The 18959-nt window shown below is 38.0% G+C and carries 15 protein-coding genes; 11 read left to right on the top strand and 4 right to left on the bottom strand.

The window, feature by feature from the left end:
- The first annotated feature begins 40 nt into the window (after window positions 1–40).
- From AC4PL9_RS04370 to AC4PL9_RS04380, 3 genes are all read left to right on the top strand, one after another.
- Complete coding sequence (locus AC4PL9_RS04370; protein WP_491603557.1) at window positions 41–1345, top strand: lysophospholipid acyltransferase family protein; 1305 nt, start codon at window positions 41–43, stop codon at window positions 1343–1345.
- A 479-nt stretch (window positions 1346–1824) separates the two neighbouring features.
- A complete protein-coding gene (locus AC4PL9_RS04375; protein WP_491603558.1) occupies window positions 1825–4098 on the top strand; it encodes a sensor histidine kinase in 2274 nt (757 codons plus the stop codon).
- Window positions 4085–4450: a response regulator gene (locus tag AC4PL9_RS04380; protein ID WP_491603559.1), complete on the top strand. Its 366-nt coding sequence runs from the start codon at window positions 4085–4087 to the stop codon at window positions 4448–4450. Before AC4PL9_RS04375 ends, AC4PL9_RS04380 begins: the two co-directional genes overlap by 14 nt.
- Here AC4PL9_RS04380 and AC4PL9_RS04385 read toward each other — a convergent pair.
- Window positions 4416–4940 (bottom strand): AAA family ATPase, encoded by a 525-nt coding sequence (locus tag AC4PL9_RS04385; RefSeq protein WP_491603560.1) that lies wholly within the window; start codon window positions 4938–4940, stop codon window positions 4416–4418. The two genes, AC4PL9_RS04380 and AC4PL9_RS04385, sit on opposite strands and share 35 nt — an antisense overlap.
- Window positions 4937–5533 carry a nicotinamide riboside transporter PnuC gene (gene pnuC, locus AC4PL9_RS04390; protein ID WP_491603561.1) on the bottom strand — a complete coding sequence of 199 codons (597 nt, stop codon included), beginning with the start codon at window positions 5531–5533 and terminating at the stop codon, window positions 4937–4939. The genes AC4PL9_RS04385 and pnuC overlap by 4 nt, the downstream gene beginning before the upstream one ends.
- A gap of 254 nt (window positions 5534–5787) precedes the next feature.
- Between pnuC and AC4PL9_RS04395 the strand changes: the two genes are divergently transcribed.
- The 4 genes from AC4PL9_RS04395 to AC4PL9_RS04410 all read left to right on the top strand — a co-directional run bounded on the left by AC4PL9_RS04395 (window position 5788) and on the right by AC4PL9_RS04410 (window position 14335).
- Window positions 5788–8376, top strand: a complete 2589-nt coding sequence (locus AC4PL9_RS04395) for a PAS domain S-box protein (protein WP_491603562.1) — start codon at window positions 5788–5790, stop codon at window positions 8374–8376.
- Window positions 8373–9758, top strand: a complete 1386-nt coding sequence (locus tag AC4PL9_RS04400) for a PAS domain-containing sensor histidine kinase (protein ID WP_491603563.1) — start codon at window positions 8373–8375, stop codon at window positions 9756–9758. Before AC4PL9_RS04395 ends, AC4PL9_RS04400 begins: the two co-directional genes overlap by 4 nt.
- Before the next feature lie 260 nt (window positions 9759–10018).
- A complete protein-coding gene (locus tag AC4PL9_RS04405) occupies window positions 10019–11401 on the top strand; it encodes a PAS domain-containing protein (protein WP_491603564.1) in 1383 nt (460 codons plus the stop codon).
- Between the two features lie 6 nt (window positions 11402–11407).
- Window positions 11408–14335: a PAS domain-containing protein gene (locus AC4PL9_RS04410; protein ID WP_491603565.1), complete on the top strand. Its 2928-nt coding sequence runs from the start codon at window positions 11408–11410 to the stop codon at window positions 14333–14335.
- A 34-nt stretch (window positions 14336–14369) separates the two neighbouring features.
- On the opposite strand, the gene AC4PL9_RS04415 is transcribed toward AC4PL9_RS04410, so the two are convergent.
- Complete coding sequence (locus AC4PL9_RS04415; protein WP_491603566.1) at window positions 14370–14594, bottom strand: hypothetical protein; 225 nt, start codon at window positions 14592–14594, stop codon at window positions 14370–14372.
- 411 nt (window positions 14595–15005) lie between these two features.
- Complete coding sequence (locus AC4PL9_RS04420; protein ID WP_491603567.1) at window positions 15006–16445, bottom strand: oligosaccharide flippase family protein; 1440 nt, start codon at window positions 16443–16445, stop codon at window positions 15006–15008.
- Between the two features lie 151 nt (window positions 16446–16596).
- On the opposite strand from AC4PL9_RS04420, the gene AC4PL9_RS04425 reads away from it, so the two are divergent.
- The 4 genes from AC4PL9_RS04425 to AC4PL9_RS04440 are packed head-to-tail and all read left to right on the top strand — an operon-like array spanning window position 16597 to window position 18958.
- Window positions 16597–16959: a hypothetical protein gene (locus tag AC4PL9_RS04425; protein ID WP_491603568.1), complete on the top strand. Its 363-nt coding sequence runs from the start codon at window positions 16597–16599 to the stop codon at window positions 16957–16959.
- Entirely contained in the window at window positions 16940–17458 is a 519-nt protein-coding gene (locus tag AC4PL9_RS04430; protein ID WP_491603569.1) for a hypothetical protein, read from the top strand. The genes AC4PL9_RS04425 and AC4PL9_RS04430 overlap by 20 nt, the downstream gene beginning before the upstream one ends.
- Window positions 17442–18530, top strand: coding sequence for a type II secretion system F family protein (locus AC4PL9_RS04435; RefSeq protein WP_491603570.1), 1089 nt, complete (start codon window positions 17442–17444; stop codon window positions 18528–18530). The genes AC4PL9_RS04430 and AC4PL9_RS04435 overlap by 17 nt, the downstream gene beginning before the upstream one ends.
- Window positions 18530–18958: a type IV pilin protein gene (locus AC4PL9_RS04440; protein WP_343786268.1), complete on the top strand. Its 429-nt coding sequence runs from the start codon at window positions 18530–18532 to the stop codon at window positions 18956–18958. The genes AC4PL9_RS04435 and AC4PL9_RS04440 overlap by 1 nt, the downstream gene beginning before the upstream one ends.
- Window position 18959: the final 1 nt, after the last annotated feature.

The following is an 18959-nucleotide window of genomic DNA, read 5'->3' on the forward strand; positions in this document are numbered from 1 at the left end:
TGCAACGTTACAAATTCCAAATTTATATTAACTTCACGCGATGCTTTATCGAATTCTGAAATTTATAGTTGGCATCGGCATACGAATTTACTATAAGGAAATTCGTATGATAGGGCGTGAAAATCTTCCTGAGAAGGGACCGTTATTAATCATTGCAAATCACCCGAACACATTAATGGACGCATGGGTAGTTGGATTTGTGTGCAGACAACCCATTTATTTCATGGCAAAATCGGCATTTTTCAGTTCGGGATTCCGGTTGAAAATTCTCCGTAAGCTTAATATGATTCCAATAAACAGGGCAGGAGAAGGCAAGGCTAAGGGAGTTAGTAACGATCAGTCATTTGAGGAGTGTTATCAGTTGCTGGAAGCAGGTAAAACGATTGTGATTTTTCCGGAAGGGACGAGCTATCAAGAGCGTATTCTAAGGAAATTAAAAACAGGAGCAGCCAGAATCGCATTGGAAGCAGAGAAGAGGAACGGTGGAAAATTAGGGGTCAAAATAGTTCCGTTAGGATTAAACTATTCTCGTCCCGAACGCTTCCGAAGCTCCGTATTAGTTGCAGCTGATGAACCTATAGTTGCGGCAGAGTATTTGGAAGATTATACGAGTGATTTTATTGCGACATCCAGAAGTTTAACAGCTCTTTTCAGAGAGAGAATGGAGCGTGTTTTGGTAACGACGGAGGATAAATTGCATGATTATTTGTTAGAAGAGGTACGGGACATCCTGACATCAAAGTACCTGAAAAGCGAGAAAGATGAATTTGAATTGCTGAAAAAGATCAGGGATGGATTATATGGGGTTTCTATTTATAATCCGGAAAGAATGTTGGAGATAAGACAGTTAGTGGAAGAGATAAAATGGCAGACGGATCATCTTGCCCTGAAGGCAGACTTTTTAGATAGAAGATTTCGGTCAGTGATGTTTTTACGACAATTGTTGTTTTCATTTTTCGGTCTGGTTATCATGGCTCCGGTATTTGCATACGGGGTAATTCATAATGGACTTCAGTTTAAACTAACAGATAAGATAATTCCATTAATGACAAAAGAAGTTGAGTATTATGCTCCTTTGGCTGTTTTGATCGGTTTTATTCTGTATCCACTTTTTTATATAGGGTATATTGCGATTTGGGATCACTTCTTTTTATTTCCCTGGTGGGGAAAACTGATTTATTTTGTTTCATTGCCTGTTTCCGGAATTCTGGCATATTCAATCCATAAGTATTATCGTCATGTAACATTGAAGCTTAGGTTTACAATATTGATGAGAGACAGAAAAGATATGGTACAGGATCTTAGAGAGCAAAAAAAACGGTTACGTTATCTTATAGGAATGTAAGAAAGGATGCTTTTTTTCTATTGGATTCCTGATTAAAGTCATTTTTTTTATTGTAAGATTAATGGATGTTTGTTCGAACAAGCCGGACTTTGATAAAGTTAGTAGACTACAAAAATTACCAGAGTTGATTACGATGCTTCAATTGCTTTCAGTAAACTTGCAATCTAAAAAACGAATTGCATACTGTATTGAAGTAGTCGCAATACAACAATTGTTGGTGTTTTTTGCTACCGGAAATTACTTCTTAAACTACTGGTATTCCTATAAACTAAACAATAGGAGTACGTTTTTTTTCGATGCTGTGTTGCTATGCTGAACTTAAGGAGTTGTAGAGCTGAAACAGAAGTTGTTGATGGTTACAGGAAATACCTGTTAAAAATGAGATGGGGTGAGGCGAGTTCTGATTCGGATCTGTAGAAGATATGGTGCGTGTGACAAAAAAATAGTGAAAGGTAATATGGTTAAGAAAAATGTAGTACATGTCTGTTAGTGGCGAGGAGTTAAAAAGGCTTGTTCAGGAGCATTGTAACTGCTTTTTTGTAAATGGGTTTAGTGGAGAAAATTTTGATTTTCTTCAGGAAGATATTCAACCTGTTTTGCAAAAGAATTTTAGCAAAATTTGCGAACAGAAGAGTCCGTTTAGCTGGCTGGATTACATCCCGGAAGGATATCGGGTAATACGGGACGGAGAGTTACGGGTTGCTCAATCGTTTGGTGAATCCTGGAAAGGTAGTTATCCTGTGTACATTCCTAAAATCGGAGAAGTGGGAGTGTTGGAATTCCATGATTTTAGTAAAGTGAACAGAGGAGGAAATCATCTGGGGTTTTTAATTTTTGAAGAAACCATTGGAGGAAGACACTATTCCGTATCCAGCTTGTTTACGTCACTTCAGAACGCGTTGAATAAATCGGCAATTGTAACGATAACAAATTACACCGGGCAGATTCTGTATGCTAATAATTTATTTTGTGAATTTTCCGGGTATCCTCTGGAGGAACTTTTGGGAAAAACACATTCAATTATTAATTCAGGCTATCACCCTAAGGCTTTCTTTGTTGATTTGTGGAAGACAATTTTAGGAGGAGGGGTTTGGAGAGGTGAAATATGTAATCGGAAAAAGAGCGGAGAACTATATTGGGTGGACACAACAATATCTCCGATTTATAATAGTGAAGGAGGTGTTGAACGTTTTTTATCGGTTCGTTTTGATATAACGGAGAAGAAAAAACAAGAGGAGGAATTAAAAAATAGCGTGAAATTTAATCAGTCCATTTTGTCTACAATGACATCAAGGATTGCTGTGTTGAATCCACAGGGAGTAATCTTGTTTACAAATTCAGCTTGGGACAGTTTGCTTATTATACACGATGGTGAAGAGTTACGGTGTCCGAAAGTAGGAGAGGATTATCTGGAGTGTGTAGGGGAAAAGTGTTTTTCAGGGTTCTTACCGAATGAATTATTGGTTGGGTTAAAGAAAGTGATGGCACACGAAGAACCCTGGTTTGAGACGGAGTACATGATTGTAGATAAAGGAATAACGAATTGGTATAATTTTACAGCTTCATTACTGGATGATGGGTCGAATCGGGTTCTAATAAAACATAATGATACGACGAGAAGGAAGGTTACGGAGAATGAGTTGGCGAAGAGTCGAAGGAAATATTTGGATTTGCTGGATAATATTCAGGATGCTATTTGCACTGATAATAAGAAGGGGGTAATTACGTTCGCTAACAAGAAGTTTTTGGAGTATTTTTCCGTTTCCAGATCTCAGATCGGGAAGATTTCAGTGATGGATATTGTCAGAGAAGATTACCGAAACTATGTAAAAGAAATTTATTCAAGATGTATTGAGGGAGTTAGTATTCCGGAATACATAGAGTTCCCTGCAACCAGTTTTGGCGAAGAAAGGTGGTTTGAATGTCGTACCCGAGGGTTGCAGGAAGATGGAGAAGTGACGGGTACACAGTCTATTATACGAGATATTACAGAGCGAAAGAAGTTATTCGAAGAGATTGAAAGTAAAGAACATCTGCTACGTCTGAAAATTGAAGAATTGCAGGCGAAGAATGAGGAACTGTTGCAGTTTAGTTATATCATTTCTCATCATTTACGCTCTCCTCTGGCTAATGTAATTGGCTTGTCCCGACTTTTGGATAGTGTGGAAGAACGTTCAGAAAAAAGCCGTGATATAACTAAACTTATTGCCACTTCATCAGAACAATTGGATGAAGTAGTGAAGGATTTAACAAAAATATTATCTTTGAATATAAGTCCTGAACTGCTTAAAGATCAGGTAGACCCATTTTCTGCTATAGAAAAAGTTGCAGGTGAAATAGGTGTGAGAAAAGAAGAACTTTCTGTGAGGGATGAACGAGTAAAAAAAGCATGTATAAGGACGAATGAGGCGTACTTTCTGAGTATTATTCAAAATGTATTGTCAAATTCATTTAAGTTTAGGTCAGAAATCCGCCCTTTAAAAGTAAGCGCTGTACTTAAAGACAGACCGGAAGAATCATCATGGGAAGTCCTGATTGAGGATAATGGTATTGGTTTGGATACTAATAAATATAGACAGGATATATTCGGTATGTACAAAAGGTTTCATCCTAGTGTAAGTCAGGGGAAAGGACTTGGGTTGTATATAACGAAAAAGCAAGTTGAATTATTAGGAGGGTCGGTAGAAATAACCGGTATACCTGACTTGGGAACGAATGTAAAACTAACCTTCAGAGAATATGAAAGCGAATAGACCTATAATAATTATAGACGATGATCCGGTATCAATTTTTCTGACCCGGGAAATATTAAATAGTTTAGAAATAGAAATGGAGGTTCTGGCGTTTGAAGATGCTAATCGGGCACTACACTTTTTAAATGAAAAAGGAGATAACTATACGATTCTTCTGGATTTGAATATGCCTCTGATGTCAGGATGGGAGTTTGTCAATTCGTGCGTGGAACAGAAGCTTTCTCCGGAAGTTTATATTTTATCTTCTTCTGTAAACCCTCGGGATATAGAACGTATTGATCAGTATGATTTTGTTCGTTCTTTTTTATCAAAGCCACTCAACCTAGAGATGTTGGAGATTGAACAATCATAGCAACCGCATCAATTGCTTTTTGTAGCCTGATTTCCCCCTCTCCGTCTATTATGCGGACTTTGTTTTTGTGAGGGGCAAGTAAACTCTCGTAAAGTGAAAATAATTCATCCCGCTCATTAGGGTTCTCCCGTAAAGGATCTTCCTCGTACGAAATGTCCGGTTTGCACAAGAGAAAAAGGTCTGTTTTTTGTTGCGAAAATGCCAAATCAATGACCGGATTATTCGTGCCGTACTTGAACTCGTGCCAAATCTTCAACACGCTTGTATCAGTATCGTAAATAACAAGAGGTACTTCTTTTACTTCTTCCCAGGATTTCAGTTGACCTTCCAGAATGATCTCCAGATCTTCCCGAACATATTTTCCATTTTTCTTTAACAAAAACGCACGTGCATACTCAGGAATCCAGGGGCAATTAAAATGCCGGGAAAGTTGTGTCGCAAGAGTCGTTTTTCCTGAAGACTCAGGACCGGTTACCACAATTCGTATCATATGCTTTGTAATTGGTACTGCTTGTACCACCGGAAGAGGCCAAAAGCAGCGAGTATTGTATAGATAAACATTAACATTCCGCTAATCTCCAGTCCTTTTGAGAAATAAAGGTAAGTAGATACGGCATCAATGATGATCCAGTAAATCCAGTTTTCAAGCACTCTTTGAGCTACCATAAAAGTTGCGGCAAGACTAAATGTAGTTGTAAAGGCATCAATATAAGGTGATGACTGATCGGTTAGAGAAGAGAATAAGTAGCCGAGAAATATGGTCGCCAGAAGACTCAAACCGGCATTAATAAGATGGTATTTTGCAGGCCATTTTTTTATTTTCCCGGAAGACTTGTTTGTATTCCAGGATAGGAAACCATATACAGCCATGACAACATAAAAAAGTTGTAAAATGGATTCCAGATACAACTGAACACCAAAGAATAAACTCATATAAATAGCAGAAGATGCAAAGGCAAAGTACCAGCAAAGCCGACTGCCTCTTGCTGCAAGTATTACATAAGTGAGACTCGTAAATACTGCGGTTAATTCGAGAGGAGAAGTTGTTTTTATATACCCGATAAACAATTCCAATAATGCCATGCTGCAAATGTGCTAATAAATTGAATAGTATCGGAAAGCGGTAGGATGTAATTTTCTGGAGAGATAGTGTTTTATAAATTTTCGTACAAAAATGAGAAGTGAAAAATGATAGAAAAAGGGTTTGTGGATTAGGAATTTGATAAAACAGTATCATAATTATCTATAGATAAAGAAGGAGATTTTAAGCATGAAATAGTTTGCAAACAATGAATCAAAGTTGTACTTTCAGCCAGGAAATAGATTCGAAAAAATAAATGAAATTAGCCGAGAAAATAGCTCTGGGATATTTAGTTACAGGTTTGATATGGATATATTTCAGTGATTCTTTGGCTCAAGTTATTTTTGGAGATGAGGATGTCGAGAGTATTACGTATTTCCAAAACATAAAGGGCTTTTTCTTTATTTCTGCGACTACACTTATTTTATATGCAATCATAAAAGGTCAGATACGAAAACAGGAAAGTAAAGATTCTGGTAAAGGAAGGAGAAAGAAAAACAGGAAAATAGAAGAAAATCCAAGTTTTTATCAGGCGCTTCTCAGCAATTCTCATGATGGAATACTTATATATGATGAGCGTAGAATTGTAGAATATGCAAGCCCTTCGGCGGGCAGGGTACTGGGGTATCCGAGAGAAGTTCTGGAAGGACTGGATATCCGGTCGATTATTTTTTATGAAGATGTTACAGAGGGAGACGAGCTGATAAAAAGTATTATCAGGGGAGAAGACGATGCGGCAGTATTTCATATCCGGATGAATTATGGGAAAGGTGGAATAATTTGGGTAGAGGCTCTGATAACAACTTTTCATGATAATCAGGGTAGGTTGTTGTTTATCGCAAATTTCAGAGATGTAACGATTCAACATGAAGCTAAGAAGGAGCTGGAAGAAACTAATAAAAAGCTGAATAGTGAACTTGTTTTCAAGCAAACTGTTTTAGATCAGTCAGTGGATATTATTTGTACCATCTCAAAAGATGGAGATTTTGTCCAGGTGAATAATGCATTCGAGTTTATAGCGGGATATAAACCGGAAGAACTACACGGAAAGTCCTGTTTTTCTATTGTGTATTTGGATGATGTTACCATAACACAGAATCAGTTTGGTGAAACATCAGGAGGTGCGATATATAACTTTGTAAATCGCATTGTAGCAAAGTCGGGAGATCTTATTCATATCGAATGGTCAGGCAGGTGGGTTGAAAGTGAGCAATTGATTTTTGCAATAGGTCGTGATGTGACCCAGGAGGTCGAAAGACAACGTTTAGTTGTGTTTAAGTCGAAAGTATTGGATATGCTTAGAAGTACAGGTACATCTTATGCCTATTCCAGTATATTGAAAATCATTGCGGAAGAGACGAATTCAGAGGCAGCGGAACTTTGGATTCCAACTTTAACTAAAGAGTCTTTTTATCTGAAAAACTACTATACCAGCGGAGAGGTAGACCAGGAATGCTTCAAATCGTTGAAAAAAACGTTTATATCCTCTTCGGACTCTTTTTTCCAGAATATTGGGAATGGTAATACCGAATACGTCCTGGAAGATATTTCGGAGGAAGAAAACTTCGTGAGAAAAGAGGTATTGATGATGTGTGGCATAAGACGTTTGGTTGCCATACCGCTGGTGCATAATGGGGAGTTGGTAGGTATTCTGAACCTTTTGGTAAAAAATGTTACCATGCGGGATAAGAAACTGAAATCCATTCACGAAGTAATTCCTTTGTGGGCCGGAGATATAAAGCGGCGAAATGAAGAGGAAATGTACCAGACGATTTTCTCTATTTCAAAAGATATTTTTTGTGTCATTAAAGAAGATGGTAAACCAATCTGGTTTAACCCGGCATTGGGCAGGGTGCTTAAATATATGCCGGATCAATTGGTGGAAATGAGTATTGTTGATTTTGCGATTGACCAGGATAGGGAGAATACGGAGTTATTCTTGCAATCTCTTAAAGAAGGGTATGGAGGTAATCACTTGATACACCGTGTGAAAACAGCAGAAGGAAGAGTCGTCTGGTTATCCTGGACGGGAGTTAATTTTACGAAAGAGAATGTTATTGTTTTATCCGCCAGAGATATCTCTGAGAGAAAAAGGACAGAGCTTGAATTACAGCAACTGAACAGAAAATTGAAGGATCGTGCAGAAGAATTGGAATTGTCCAATAATGTATTGGAAAAATTTGCCCATATTGTATCCCATGATTTACAGGAACCGCTGAGGATGATTTCAGGGTTCCTGACTTTGTTGGAGAGTAACTATGCAGAAAAGTTGGATGAGAAAGGGGGAAAGTATATCAAGTTTTCTACAGATGCAGCAAAGCGAATGTCCGGATTGTTAAATGATTTATTGGCTTACTCAAGAATTGACAGCAGAGGACTAATAGGAGAGGAAGTTGATCTGAATGAAATTGTGGAGAATGTCAAAGTGTTACTAAGAAATGAAATTCAAACCTCCGGAGCAATAATTATAAATGAACCACTTCCAAAGGTAAAAGGTGGACGTATGTTGCTAAATCAACTGATGCAAAATTTGATTAGTAATTCCATTAAATATAATGATTCGGAGAACCCGGTGATTGAAATAGGCGCTATACAGAAAAAGAAAGAAGGTAAGGTTCAGGTCTACGTGAAAGACAATGGATTAGGAATTAAGGAAAAGGATTTTGAGCGAATTTTTCTGGTTTTCCAGAGGGGTGAAAATGCAATGGGAATTGAGGGGACAGGAATGGGACTTGCAATTTGTAAACGAATTGTTGATATTCACAAAGGTAAAATCTGGGTAGAATCAGATCTGACCGGTACAACAATATGGGCAGAGTTAAATGATAAAAGAGTATTGGAATGATGACGCGGAATAATGAACTGATAACAGTTTGGATTATTGAGGATAATCCGGGAGATGCTTTTCTCTTGCAGGAACTTCTCGTTTTTTCAGGTTTCTCAAGTCGTAATATTGTCGTGTTTGAAAGTTTGCAGAAGGCAGTAGACGGGCTTGCTGATAGTGTTCCCGATATTGTACTATTAGACTTGTTTTTACCGGATTTTTCAGGGTTGGAAACATTTGAGTTTGCATCCGAGAAATTTCACTCGGTTCCCATTATTGTTATGTCAGGGATGAGTGATACGGATGTTGCTTTGCAAACCGTTAAAAAGGGTGCACAGGATTTTATTCTGAAAGGGAATAGTGACACTAATATTTTGGTGAAGTCCATTCATTATTCTATAGAACGAAAAAGAAATGTTCAGCAACTAATCCAGTCCGAAGAAGAATTTCGTTTATTGTTTGAAGCGAGTCCGTTGCCTATTTTATTGGTGAATGATACGCTACAGGTGCTTCGAACGAATAATGCCTTTCTTGACTTGTACAGGTGTTCATTACCAGATGTCAGACAGATGAAGCTGACTGATTTTCTTGCTGATGACGAATCTGATCGAAAAGTAGAATATTCCGTTAAAAATCAGAGGGAAAGTCAATTCAGGCACATCACAGCCGATGGAAGTGTATTGTATGTTTCTCAGTTGGCAGCGCGAACTACATTCAGAGGTGAGGAAGTTTATACGATCATTATAAAAAATGAAACAGAGAAGTATTTATTTGAGCAGGAGAAACTGAAGATCGTTGAAGAAACGCTGGAAGGAGAACGGGAACGATTTTCGCGGGAACTTCACGACGGACTGGCTCAACACCTTGTCGCATTGAATTTTTATGTTTCTCAGCTTTCAGGAATTTCAGAGGGAAGTGATGAGGTAGTAGCCAATGCTCAAGCGATGATCAAAACCAGTCTTGATATGACACGTGCTATGTGTTATAATCTGACACCTCCTGAATTGGAAAAAGGTTTGGTAGCAGGCTTAAAAGCAATGTTTGATCGTTTGGGATCTGTCACGGAAGTAGAAATGAAATTGAATGTTAATGATTTGATTACTGATAAAGCCTGGGAGCAGGTTGACCACTATAGCGTATACAGAATGGTTCAGGAATTCGTAAATAATTCTGTCAAACATAGTGAATGTAAACAGATCGAGTGTAATTTTGATTTGTTAGACGATGACCTTGTTATTTTAGTGGAAGATAACGGCAAAGGATTTCAAAGAGATGAAATTAAACCGGGATTAGGATTGAAAAATCTGGAGCAGCGAGCAATTGCAGCAGAAATCAATCTGGAATTGAAATCCAATCCGGGAGAAGGAACAAAATTGATCATGAGAAAAAAAGTTCGTAATTAGTAGCTGAAAATAAAAATAGCGATACAACAGGAGTTGTTTCGCTATTTTTCCAACACTACTACTATGAAAACACGATATTTATGTGTTTGCACTACCAAAAATACGGGGAGTTTTACGACTTTTTGATTGGAATAACGTTTAATTCCTTAAATTAGGTACTAGTACCTAGTTGATTGGTTATAGTATTTTACAACGCCTAAATTTCTAAAAGTTAGAACCGAAGAGATAAATTTTGTAATTTTCAGGCAACTAAAAATGTGATGGAGAGTAATTTAGAAGCTATTTTAGAACAAATAGAACAGATTGCCGATATCGGATATTGGGAGTTTGATTTGAAAACCGATAATTATTATTGGTCGGATGGCATATATAAAATACTGGGGTATTCGAAAGAAGACTTTGTTCTTGATCATCAGAAAGTTGTGAGTTTAATTCATCCGGATGATAAAGAACAGGGTGAGCAGCACCTGCTTGGAGTTTATTCGGATGAGAGTAGCTCTGGAATCAGAGCTAAATTCATTCATAAATCCGGAAGACTGGTAATTATTGAAAGTAAAGCCCGGTTAGAAGAAGATTCAGAAGGAAAACCGATAAAGGTGTCAGGTGTATTTAGAAATATTACTCCATCAGTAGAAGCGGGTTTGCACTTGACTAATTTGCAGTTGAAATTAAGCGATTTGCTTGATTCGGTAGGAGGATGTTTATGGGAGGCAGATGGAAAAACATTAGAGTTTTCATATATCAGTCCGCAATTGGAAAAACTTTTGGGGTATTCCGCTGATGAATGGATGGCAAATGTGAAATTTTGGGAGAGTATTCTCCATCCGGAAGACAGAGAGTTCGCTGTTAGTTTTTGTCAAAGTGAGATCCGGCAGGACCGGAACCATGTGTTTGACTATAGAATTAGACATAAAGACGGGCACTATTTGTGGGTTCAGGATCGGGTTTCTGTTTTAAGAAATGGAGACAAAATAGACCTGAAAGGAATGTTGATTGATATTACAGAGCAAAAAAATGTAGAGCAAAATCTCCGGGATCAAAAAAATCTGACCAATCAATTGATTCAACAGTTACCGAATGTTTTTTTTCTTTTTAATCAGTCCGGAGAATTTTTGCTGTGGAACCAACGGTTAACAGAAGTGACTGAATACAATGATTCGGAGATGAGTAATCTTTCTCCTCTGGACTTTTTTGAAGGGAAATCAAGGGAGGTTGTGGAAAAAGAAATTAGCCGCGTGTTGGAAAAAGGAAATACTGAAATTGATGTGGAGTTCACTTCTAAATCAGGCGTTCAAAAACCGATTCATTTTATTGCTTCCCGATTTACATTCAATGGAGAGAACTGTATCTATGGATTGGGAATAGATATGTCAGAGAAAAAGGAAATGATTGAGACCCAGAAAAAACTACTGCACACTATAGAGAATATTCTTGAATTTGCTCCGGAAGGTATGCTGGTATTGACGGAAAAACTGGAGTTGTTTAAACAGAATAATTCATTTGATAGGCTGATTAAGGAATACTCGTCTAAATTAAATTATACCGAGAATGAGTTAAGAACCCTTATCATTGATAAAATATTAAATCAATCTGAAACAGCTGAGTCTTTTGAAATAGAAATAGAATCTAACCCTAAAAAATAGTTCGGGATGAATAACACTGAACCAGACAATAATACTGAAAAGCTAATTCTTAAAATAGCAAAATCAAAAATCCCTTTTTTTGATAGTAATCTAGGGGATTCTAGTCATATTTTGTCTGTAAAGGATGTTACTGATTCCTATAAGAAACAACAAATTATTGAGCGGAACCGAAAAGAGATTCAGCGTATTCTGGACTCATCTCTTGACGTAATATGTACCATAAATGGAGATGGTGTTTTTGATCGGGTGAGTAATGCTTCTGTGGATGTTTTTGGCTATCAACCTGATGAATTGTCGGGAAGAAAGTTTATAGAGTTTGTATTCGAAGATGACAGAGAGAAAACAGAAGGTATTACTAAACTTATCCGTGAAGGTCTGGTAGTAAAAAACTTTGAAAACCGATACGTACATCGAAAAGGTCATTTAGTTTCGGTTATATGGTCGGCTCAGTGGGATGATGAAGAACAACGGATGTATTGTGTAGCCCGTGACGGGAAGGAATTAAAGGAAACGCAGGAAAAAATAAAGGAAAGCGAGAAAAGGTTTAAATCAATGGTCCAGGAAGGATCTGATATGATTGCTATTCTTGATCTTAGTGGGGTTTACACATATGTATCTCCGAATTTTAAAACCTTTTTAGGGTATAGGGAGGATGAGTTACTGGGCAAAAAAGTAAAAGAATTTATTCATCCAAGAGATCAGGAGGTATTGTCAGCGGAGTTTGCAAAATTAGAGACAAGTCGCCGTCTGAATGCCACACCGTATCGGTTTAGGAGAAAAGATGGTACATGGTGTTGGGTGCAATCGGTCGGAACGAATTTATCCGAAGACAATGCTATCCGTGGTGTTGTGGTAAATAGTGTGGAAATAACAGATCTTATAGAAACACAAAGAGCACTCAATAAAAGTAATGAGCGCTTCTCTATGCTAATGAGGGCAGGTTCTGAAAGCATTTGGGATTATGACCTGATCAAAGAAGAATTATTTCTGGGAGATGGATTCATACGATTCTTTAACATTGAACCATTGGATTTACGAAATAATAACGACTTGATTAACTCTAAGATTCATCCGGACGATCTGGATAGGGTATTAGATTCTTTTCATTCTGCAATTCGTGAAGAGGGGAAAAAAGAATGGGCAGCTGAATACCGAATCTTTAATGGTAACAGCTATTCTTATGTGAAAGACAAAGCAATCATACTTAGGAATGATCAGGATAAAGCATATCGCGTTATTGGAGCAATTAAAGATGTAACTTCTGAGCGACTGGTTTCGGAAGTGGAACAGTTGGAAAAAGAGGTGATGGAGCTGGGTATGGGGATGTCCGGTTATGTTCCCCTCGAACAGGTACTCCATTATTATATGTCAGGATTGGAACGATTATTTCCGGGAATGAAAACTTCAATACTTAGGGTTGAGTCGGGGCATTTATATAATCTGGCTTCTCCTTCGCTAGATAAAGAATATCTTGAGAAGATCCACGGGTTAAAGATAGGACCTAATGTCGGATCGTGTGGATCGGCAGCTTACACTAGAAAACGGGTAATCGTGAGTGATGCATTTGCTGATGAAAGATGGGCCAACTATTTGGATCTGGCAACCAGGTTTTCGATTGGTGCCTGTTGGTCACAACCCGTTTTTGATGGAGAATCTAATGTTATTGCCACTTTTGCCAACTATTACGAAGAACCCAAGCACCCAACGGATGAAGAAACCCGAATATTTGAACGTTCGAGCAGGTTTTCTGCTTTGATTATCACACGTTTTCAACATATCGATTCTATTCAGCGAAGTAATGACCTCTACCAGTCGGTAAATCTGGTTACAAATGACGCGATATACGAATGGGACGTAGAGCGGGATGTTTTTTACTGGGGAGAGGGATTCTATCGGATATTTGGTCACGAAAGCTCAGATCAGGATCCGGATATTCGGCTTTGGATAGAAAATGTTCATGAGGATGACAGGGAGAGAATTCTCAATGACAGAAAGCGAATAATAGAATCTGCTGATGAGAAAAATGCCTGGTCGCATGAATACCGCTTTAAGAAAGCAGACGGGACGTATGTATATGTTGTTGACAAGGGGACAGTAATCAGAGATGAAATAGGGCGTCCTATCCGCATGATTGGTGCTGTTTCTGATATTTCGTACCGAAAAGCTACTGAGATAGCGCTTCGTCATCTGAACGAAGAGTTGGGTAAAAAAGTCAGAGAATTGGCTTCGACTAATAATGAACTCGAACAGTTTGCTTTCATCGCTTCACATGATTTACAGGAACCTCTGCGGATGGTAACCGGATTTTTACAGCAGATAGAAAGGAAATACAATGATCTTCTGGACGATAAGGGAAAAATGTATATTCAGTATGCGGTAGACGGAGCTGAAAGGATGAAAACAATTATTCTCGACTTGCTGGAGTTTTCCAGAGCCGGAAGAATCAAAAAAGAAGATTATGAGTTAATTGATCTGAACGCAGTCATAGAAGACGTCAAGATTCTATTGAAAAGTAGTATTGAAGAGAATGAAGTTAAGCTAAAAGTCGGAGAACTTCCTTCGTTAATGGGGACTTCATCAGCATATAGACAAGTGTTCCAGAATATTATCAGTAATTCGATTAAGTACAGAAAAAAAGACGAGGCTCCGATTATCAATATTTATGCGAAAGAAGAGGAAGAAGGGTGGATTTTGTATTTTGAGGATAATGGAATAGGGATTAATTCGAAATACCACGATAAAATATTTGAAATTTTCCAACGTCTTCATTCCAGAGAGAGTTATTCCGGAACAGGGATTGGGCTGGCAATATGTAAGAAGATTGTAGAGAATCTTGATGGATTCCTTGAGATTGATTCTGAAGAAGAGAGAGGAAGTACTTTTATGATGCGGCTACCTAAACTAAAAAGCCATGAAATTCCTGTAGAAAATTAGACATAACAGATTGTATGGTCTGTGAACAAACCCACTAGTTTGATTTGTTAGAACGAGTTGAGTTATAGTCCATTGAGTATGAGCTACCGTCTTCTGTTATCATTTGAAAATGTGATGAATCAATTAATGTACCGTGACCGGATTGAAAAGATAAGGGGTGTACACTCTTTTTGAGGTTGTGGTGCGAGTCATGATCCATATTTACAGTACTGCTAAGTAGTGCGGAGCTGGCAATCATGAGATACAATAGACTTTTCATGTTTTTACTTCTTTTTCATCAAATTTACTTCGGAGATAACCGCTTTTTCGAAGAAAGTGGGAGCTATAAAAGAGAAATAAAATAATCTGTTTACGGGAAAGTGATATATTTTTGATAGCAGATACGTATATGTACGTAGTTTATAACAAAACAGCATATACTCGTCGGAATTATGATGTTTGTCATTTTTAGTTACAAAACGTAAAAAAAGGGCATAAAAAAAGACTGCCCTACCACCCCGGAGACAGTCTTTTTTACCAAAAACTACTACTGCTATGTTGAACATATTCCTTTAATAAGGAAGTATGAATCAAATATATAGGCTTTATACTTAGAAAGAAAAAAAATGGAAATTGAGATATGTAAAATAAGTATTTATACCTATAGTTTACTGTGTTGTTTAATAAGTGGTTAGCTTCTTTTTTTTACTAATTTAAGTGTGTCTTTTACCGGGATAGCTCCCGTTAACATAGCAATTAAGAAAAGCAAGAAAGACAAGAGTAAAAAACCATTGAAAGAAGGAAGGTAGGGAGTGGCTAGAAGAAAAGTGCCAAAACAGATTACCGTAAAAATAAAGAAGCGTGTTACGGCCGGAAGATTAAGTTGGAGATGTAATTTTTTAAAGGCTAGAATGAGTTGAGCAAAGGCGGTTGCTGTTTGAGTGAAAAGTGTTGCAATTGCTGCCCCAAAAGCTCCTGTGTCGGGAATAAGGAAATAATTCAATAGAAAATTGAGGACAAGTCCGCCCATCGCCAGTTGATTCAATCTTTTCAGATCTCCGTTAGCTGTTAGAAGGGTTCCGTATATGTAGGTAGCTGATACCGGAATGAAGCTTAAAATCAGAATACTGAAAGCAAAAGCAGAGGGTTGGATTTCGTCTATATAGCGGGCGCTGATAATAGCTTCGGAATAAAAAAGTCCGCCGATACCTACAATCGTTGCGACACTCATCAATACGAGCGAAGAACTGGTCAGAAGAGGGGATAAGTTTTCTCTTTTTTTGAGCATTCGGGAAAAAATTGGAAGTAAAAGTCCGGCAAAGAGTAGGGCAAACATATTAACGGCATCAAGTAGTCTGTACCCCTGTGCGTATACACCTGCTTCGACAGAGCCATTCGTATGAATACGTTCGAGCATAACAGAATCCATCCGGTTGTAGATCATCATGAGTAAAATCAATAATGCATAAGGAAAGGACTGCCGAAGTATTACTACTGAAAATAAAGGCTTGATACGTAATCGACTAACACCAATCCGTGAGAAAGTAATGAGGAGCGCCAAAATAGCTGAAATTCCGTAGGAAAAAGTCTGAGCCCATACAAACCATTCAATCTGTATCTGCGAATCGGTAGCTCGCCCCCAAAGTAACCAGGAGCAGATCAGGATCAGGAGTAGTCGATCCAAAACAGAAAAGAGCGCGTCAATTCTGAACAAATGTAATCCCGTAAAATTACTCCTGAGATATTGAAGAACTGCTACAAAAAACTGGTTAAGAATAAGAATTGAAAGAAGATACAACTGTTTATCCGAATAACCGATAAACAATCCCAACGCTAATGTAAAAACAATATATAGTATGAAGAGAAGTACCCGTAAACTAATAATTGGTCCCAGGTAGCCTTTCAATACATGCGGAGTTTGTGCGATAGTCCGCGTATTATAATTTGTAATCCCAAAATCAAGGAGAATATTAAACAGAAAGCTGAAGTTAAGCAGAGCAAAGTAGTCTCCGTATGCTGCTGATCCGACCTGATTTTGTATCTCCGCATCAATCCCGAGAATGTAAAAAGGTTTGACCAGTAGATTCAGAAGAACCAGTAAAAACAAATTTGTGAAAAAAGTCTTTCTCATAGCTTTCCGGTTGCTGTAAAAGTAATCTTTTTTTACTTCCGAATAGGGATAGAATGATTTGTATTCGGTAGCTGGGGGCATATCTTCCCGTTACAGGTTTTGCTGTATGTTTTTTAATAACTAGTTTAGCATCATTGTTTGTCTCAGGGAAATGATGCAGAGTACATGCTGGAATAAAAAGATACAGGCTTCTTCTATTGTAGAAGTAGTAATTGCTATTAGTTTGATAGCTACCTCTGTTGCCATCGGGACAATGATTTATGTTAACACACTACAGTCACAGCAAACACTCCAGGAAATACGTGAAGAGGGAGAGCAGAAAGCCGAAATATTGGGGAAGCTACTGCAATCGCTCTATGAAAACGGAAATGTGGATATGGAGGAAGGGACAGAACCGGTCTACCTGAAGAGAGAGGTGGAAGAGCTAGAGACAGGACAAGTTGTTTTGTTGAAGAATGCAAAAGGAAACGAAATCTGGAGTTTGAGAAAATACGATGTTCAGGAAGTCCGGTAACCAAAATAAGAAAGAACATCTTCCTGCGTTTACAGTCATGGAGATAACCATTGCTATAGTTGTAACTTCAATAGTTATAGCAATGGTGTACAATTCAATTACTTTTTTTAACAGACAGATGCAATATGAGGTTGCCGTAAAAGCTCGGATCACAACCTGGTACACGGAAAGAGCAAGACTGTTTGAAGATTTCTTTTTAGCGACGGATCATCAAATTACCGAAGAGGGTATAGTCCTCCTTACTTTTTCTGATCAGTCGGTGATAGCCTATCACGTAGGAGAAGGGATCCTTATTCGTGAAAGTGCAGGGAGGGAAATACCATTTATGACCGGCTGTATCGGAATGGAAGTTGTTGACGATAAAAAAGGAAAATTTATTACGTTCCACTTTCAGATTGAACAAGAACCACTTTCTTTGTACTTCCCGGTAAAACAGACCCCGGCTGAAAAAATGAACGAATGGTTTCAGGAATACACTACTGATGGAACAATCAACTAGTCTTTGGGAGAAATTAAATACGGATATTCGTTTAGGACCTGTCCTGAATGACAAGGCGAAAGAGTATTTTTATTCGGAATTTGCTTCATTGTTGGATGCAGGAATGGATATAAAACGCTCCCTTGATATTCTGATTGAAGAGCAGGATAAAAAAGCGAAGAAAGAAGCTTTTCTTTTTATCAAGGAATCCATCGTTAAAGGAGATAACCTTTCTGAAGCCATGCGGAAGAGCGGAAATTTTTCTCCGTATGAATACCAAAGTATCCGGATTGGTGAAGAAGCAGGTAAGCTGAAAATTGTGCTCCACCAATTGGGGAAATACTTTGAAGAAAAAGTGAAGTTGAGAAAGCAAATGGTGAGTGTATTTACGTATCCGGCATTTGTCCTGATGATTACTTTTGGGGTTCTTTATTTTATGCTCAGTACAGTAGTTCCGATGTTTCAGGAAGTTTTTCAGCAATTCGGGAAAGAGTTACCCTGGTTAACACAGAAAATAATCGCCTTTTCGGAGAACTTTTCTTACATCCTATTGGGAATATTAGGGGTGATTGTAACCATTGTATTACTTCACGTTACACAAAGAAAAGAAGTGTGGTACCGCGACCTGACAGGTAAGCTATTACTAAATGCACCTATTTTCGGAAAATTATTTAGAAAAATTTATCTGGCTCGTTTTGCCCAGAGCATGAGCTTGTTGATGGTTTCCAGAACTCCGCTCGTGAAGTCCTTGGATTTGGTCTCGGAAATGATAGGTTTTTATCCGATTGAAGTAGCACTGACAAACGCCCGAAAAGAAATTCTCAGGGGGAATAGTTTACATGCGGGTTTGTCTAATTTTCCTATCTTTGACCGGAGATTTATCTCCTTAGTTAAAATAGCAGAAGAGATTAACCAGTTGGATACTACATTTGAAAGAGTTACTATACAATTAAACAGTGATATTGAATACCAGACAAAATTGATAGGAACCCTGATCGAACCCATTATTATTATCCTGATAGGGGGTATTGTGGGAGTTATTATGATCGCAATGTATCTGCCAATGTTTAATCTAAGTGAAGTGATTCAGTAATGAAGCGACAAATGAAACATACCACCCGAAAGAAAGGACATGTTAAAGCCTTTTCACTTGCCGAAATTCTTATTGTTCTGGCAGTGATCGGAATTTTGATAATGCTTGTTGTTCCTAACCAGACGGCCGTGGCTTCAAGGGCAAAATCTATTGAAGCACAAAGTGCACTGAATAATGTGTATACCTTGCAGTATAGTTATTTCCTACAATATTCGAAATACGCCTCGGAGCTAAGTGATATTGATTATGTGCCGAATAAATTGGTGACAGAGGGAGGACGGGCAAATTACAGAGTAGAGTTAATCGAATCATCTACTACGGGATTCCGGGCCAAGGCCGAAGCCGTAGTCGATTTCAACGGAGATGGAAAATTCAATATCTGGGAAGTTGATGAGACAGGGACGGTAAAAGAGGTGCAAAAAGATTGAT

It is taken from the genome of Wandonia sp., assembly GCF_984588085.1.

Bases quoted from the DNA above. Each gene is read 5' to 3' on its own strand.
- AC4PL9_RS04370 (WP_491603557.1), top strand. From the start codon at position 41: ATGCTTTATCGAATTCTGAAATTTATAGTTGGCATCGGCATACGAATT.
- AC4PL9_RS04375 (WP_491603558.1), top strand. From the start codon at position 1,825: ATGTCTGTTAGTGGCGAGGAGTTAAAAAGGCTTGTTCAGGAGCATTGT.
- AC4PL9_RS04380 (WP_491603559.1), top strand. From the start codon at position 4,085: ATGAAAGCGAATAGACCTATAATAATTATAGACGATGATCCGGTATCA.
- AC4PL9_RS04385 (WP_491603560.1), bottom strand. From the start codon at position 4,940: ATGATACGAATTGTGGTAACCGGTCCTGAGTCTTCAGGAAAAACGACT.
- pnuC (WP_491603561.1), bottom strand. From the start codon at position 5,533: ATGGCATTATTGGAATTGTTTATCGGGTATATAAAAACAACTTCTCCT.
- AC4PL9_RS04395 (WP_491603562.1), top strand. From the start codon at position 5,788: ATGAAATTAGCCGAGAAAATAGCTCTGGGATATTTAGTTACAGGTTTG.
- AC4PL9_RS04400 (WP_491603563.1), top strand. From the start codon at position 8,373: ATGATGACGCGGAATAATGAACTGATAACAGTTTGGATTATTGAGGAT.
- AC4PL9_RS04405 (WP_491603564.1), top strand. From the start codon at position 10,019: ATGGAGAGTAATTTAGAAGCTATTTTAGAACAAATAGAACAGATTGCC.
- AC4PL9_RS04410 (WP_491603565.1), top strand. From the start codon at position 11,408: ATGAATAACACTGAACCAGACAATAATACTGAAAAGCTAATTCTTAAA.
- AC4PL9_RS04415 (WP_491603566.1), bottom strand. From the start codon at position 14,594: ATGAAAAGTCTATTGTATCTCATGATTGCCAGCTCCGCACTACTTAGC.
- AC4PL9_RS04420 (WP_491603567.1), bottom strand. From the start codon at position 16,445: ATGAGAAAGACTTTTTTCACAAATTTGTTTTTACTGGTTCTTCTGAAT.
- AC4PL9_RS04425 (WP_491603568.1), top strand. From the start codon at position 16,597: ATGATGCAGAGTACATGCTGGAATAAAAAGATACAGGCTTCTTCTATT.
- AC4PL9_RS04430 (WP_491603569.1), top strand. From the start codon at position 16,940: ATGTTCAGGAAGTCCGGTAACCAAAATAAGAAAGAACATCTTCCTGCG.
- AC4PL9_RS04435 (WP_491603570.1), top strand. From the start codon at position 17,442: ATGGAACAATCAACTAGTCTTTGGGAGAAATTAAATACGGATATTCGT.
- AC4PL9_RS04440 (WP_343786268.1), top strand. From the start codon at position 18,530: ATGAAGCGACAAATGAAACATACCACCCGAAAGAAAGGACATGTTAAA.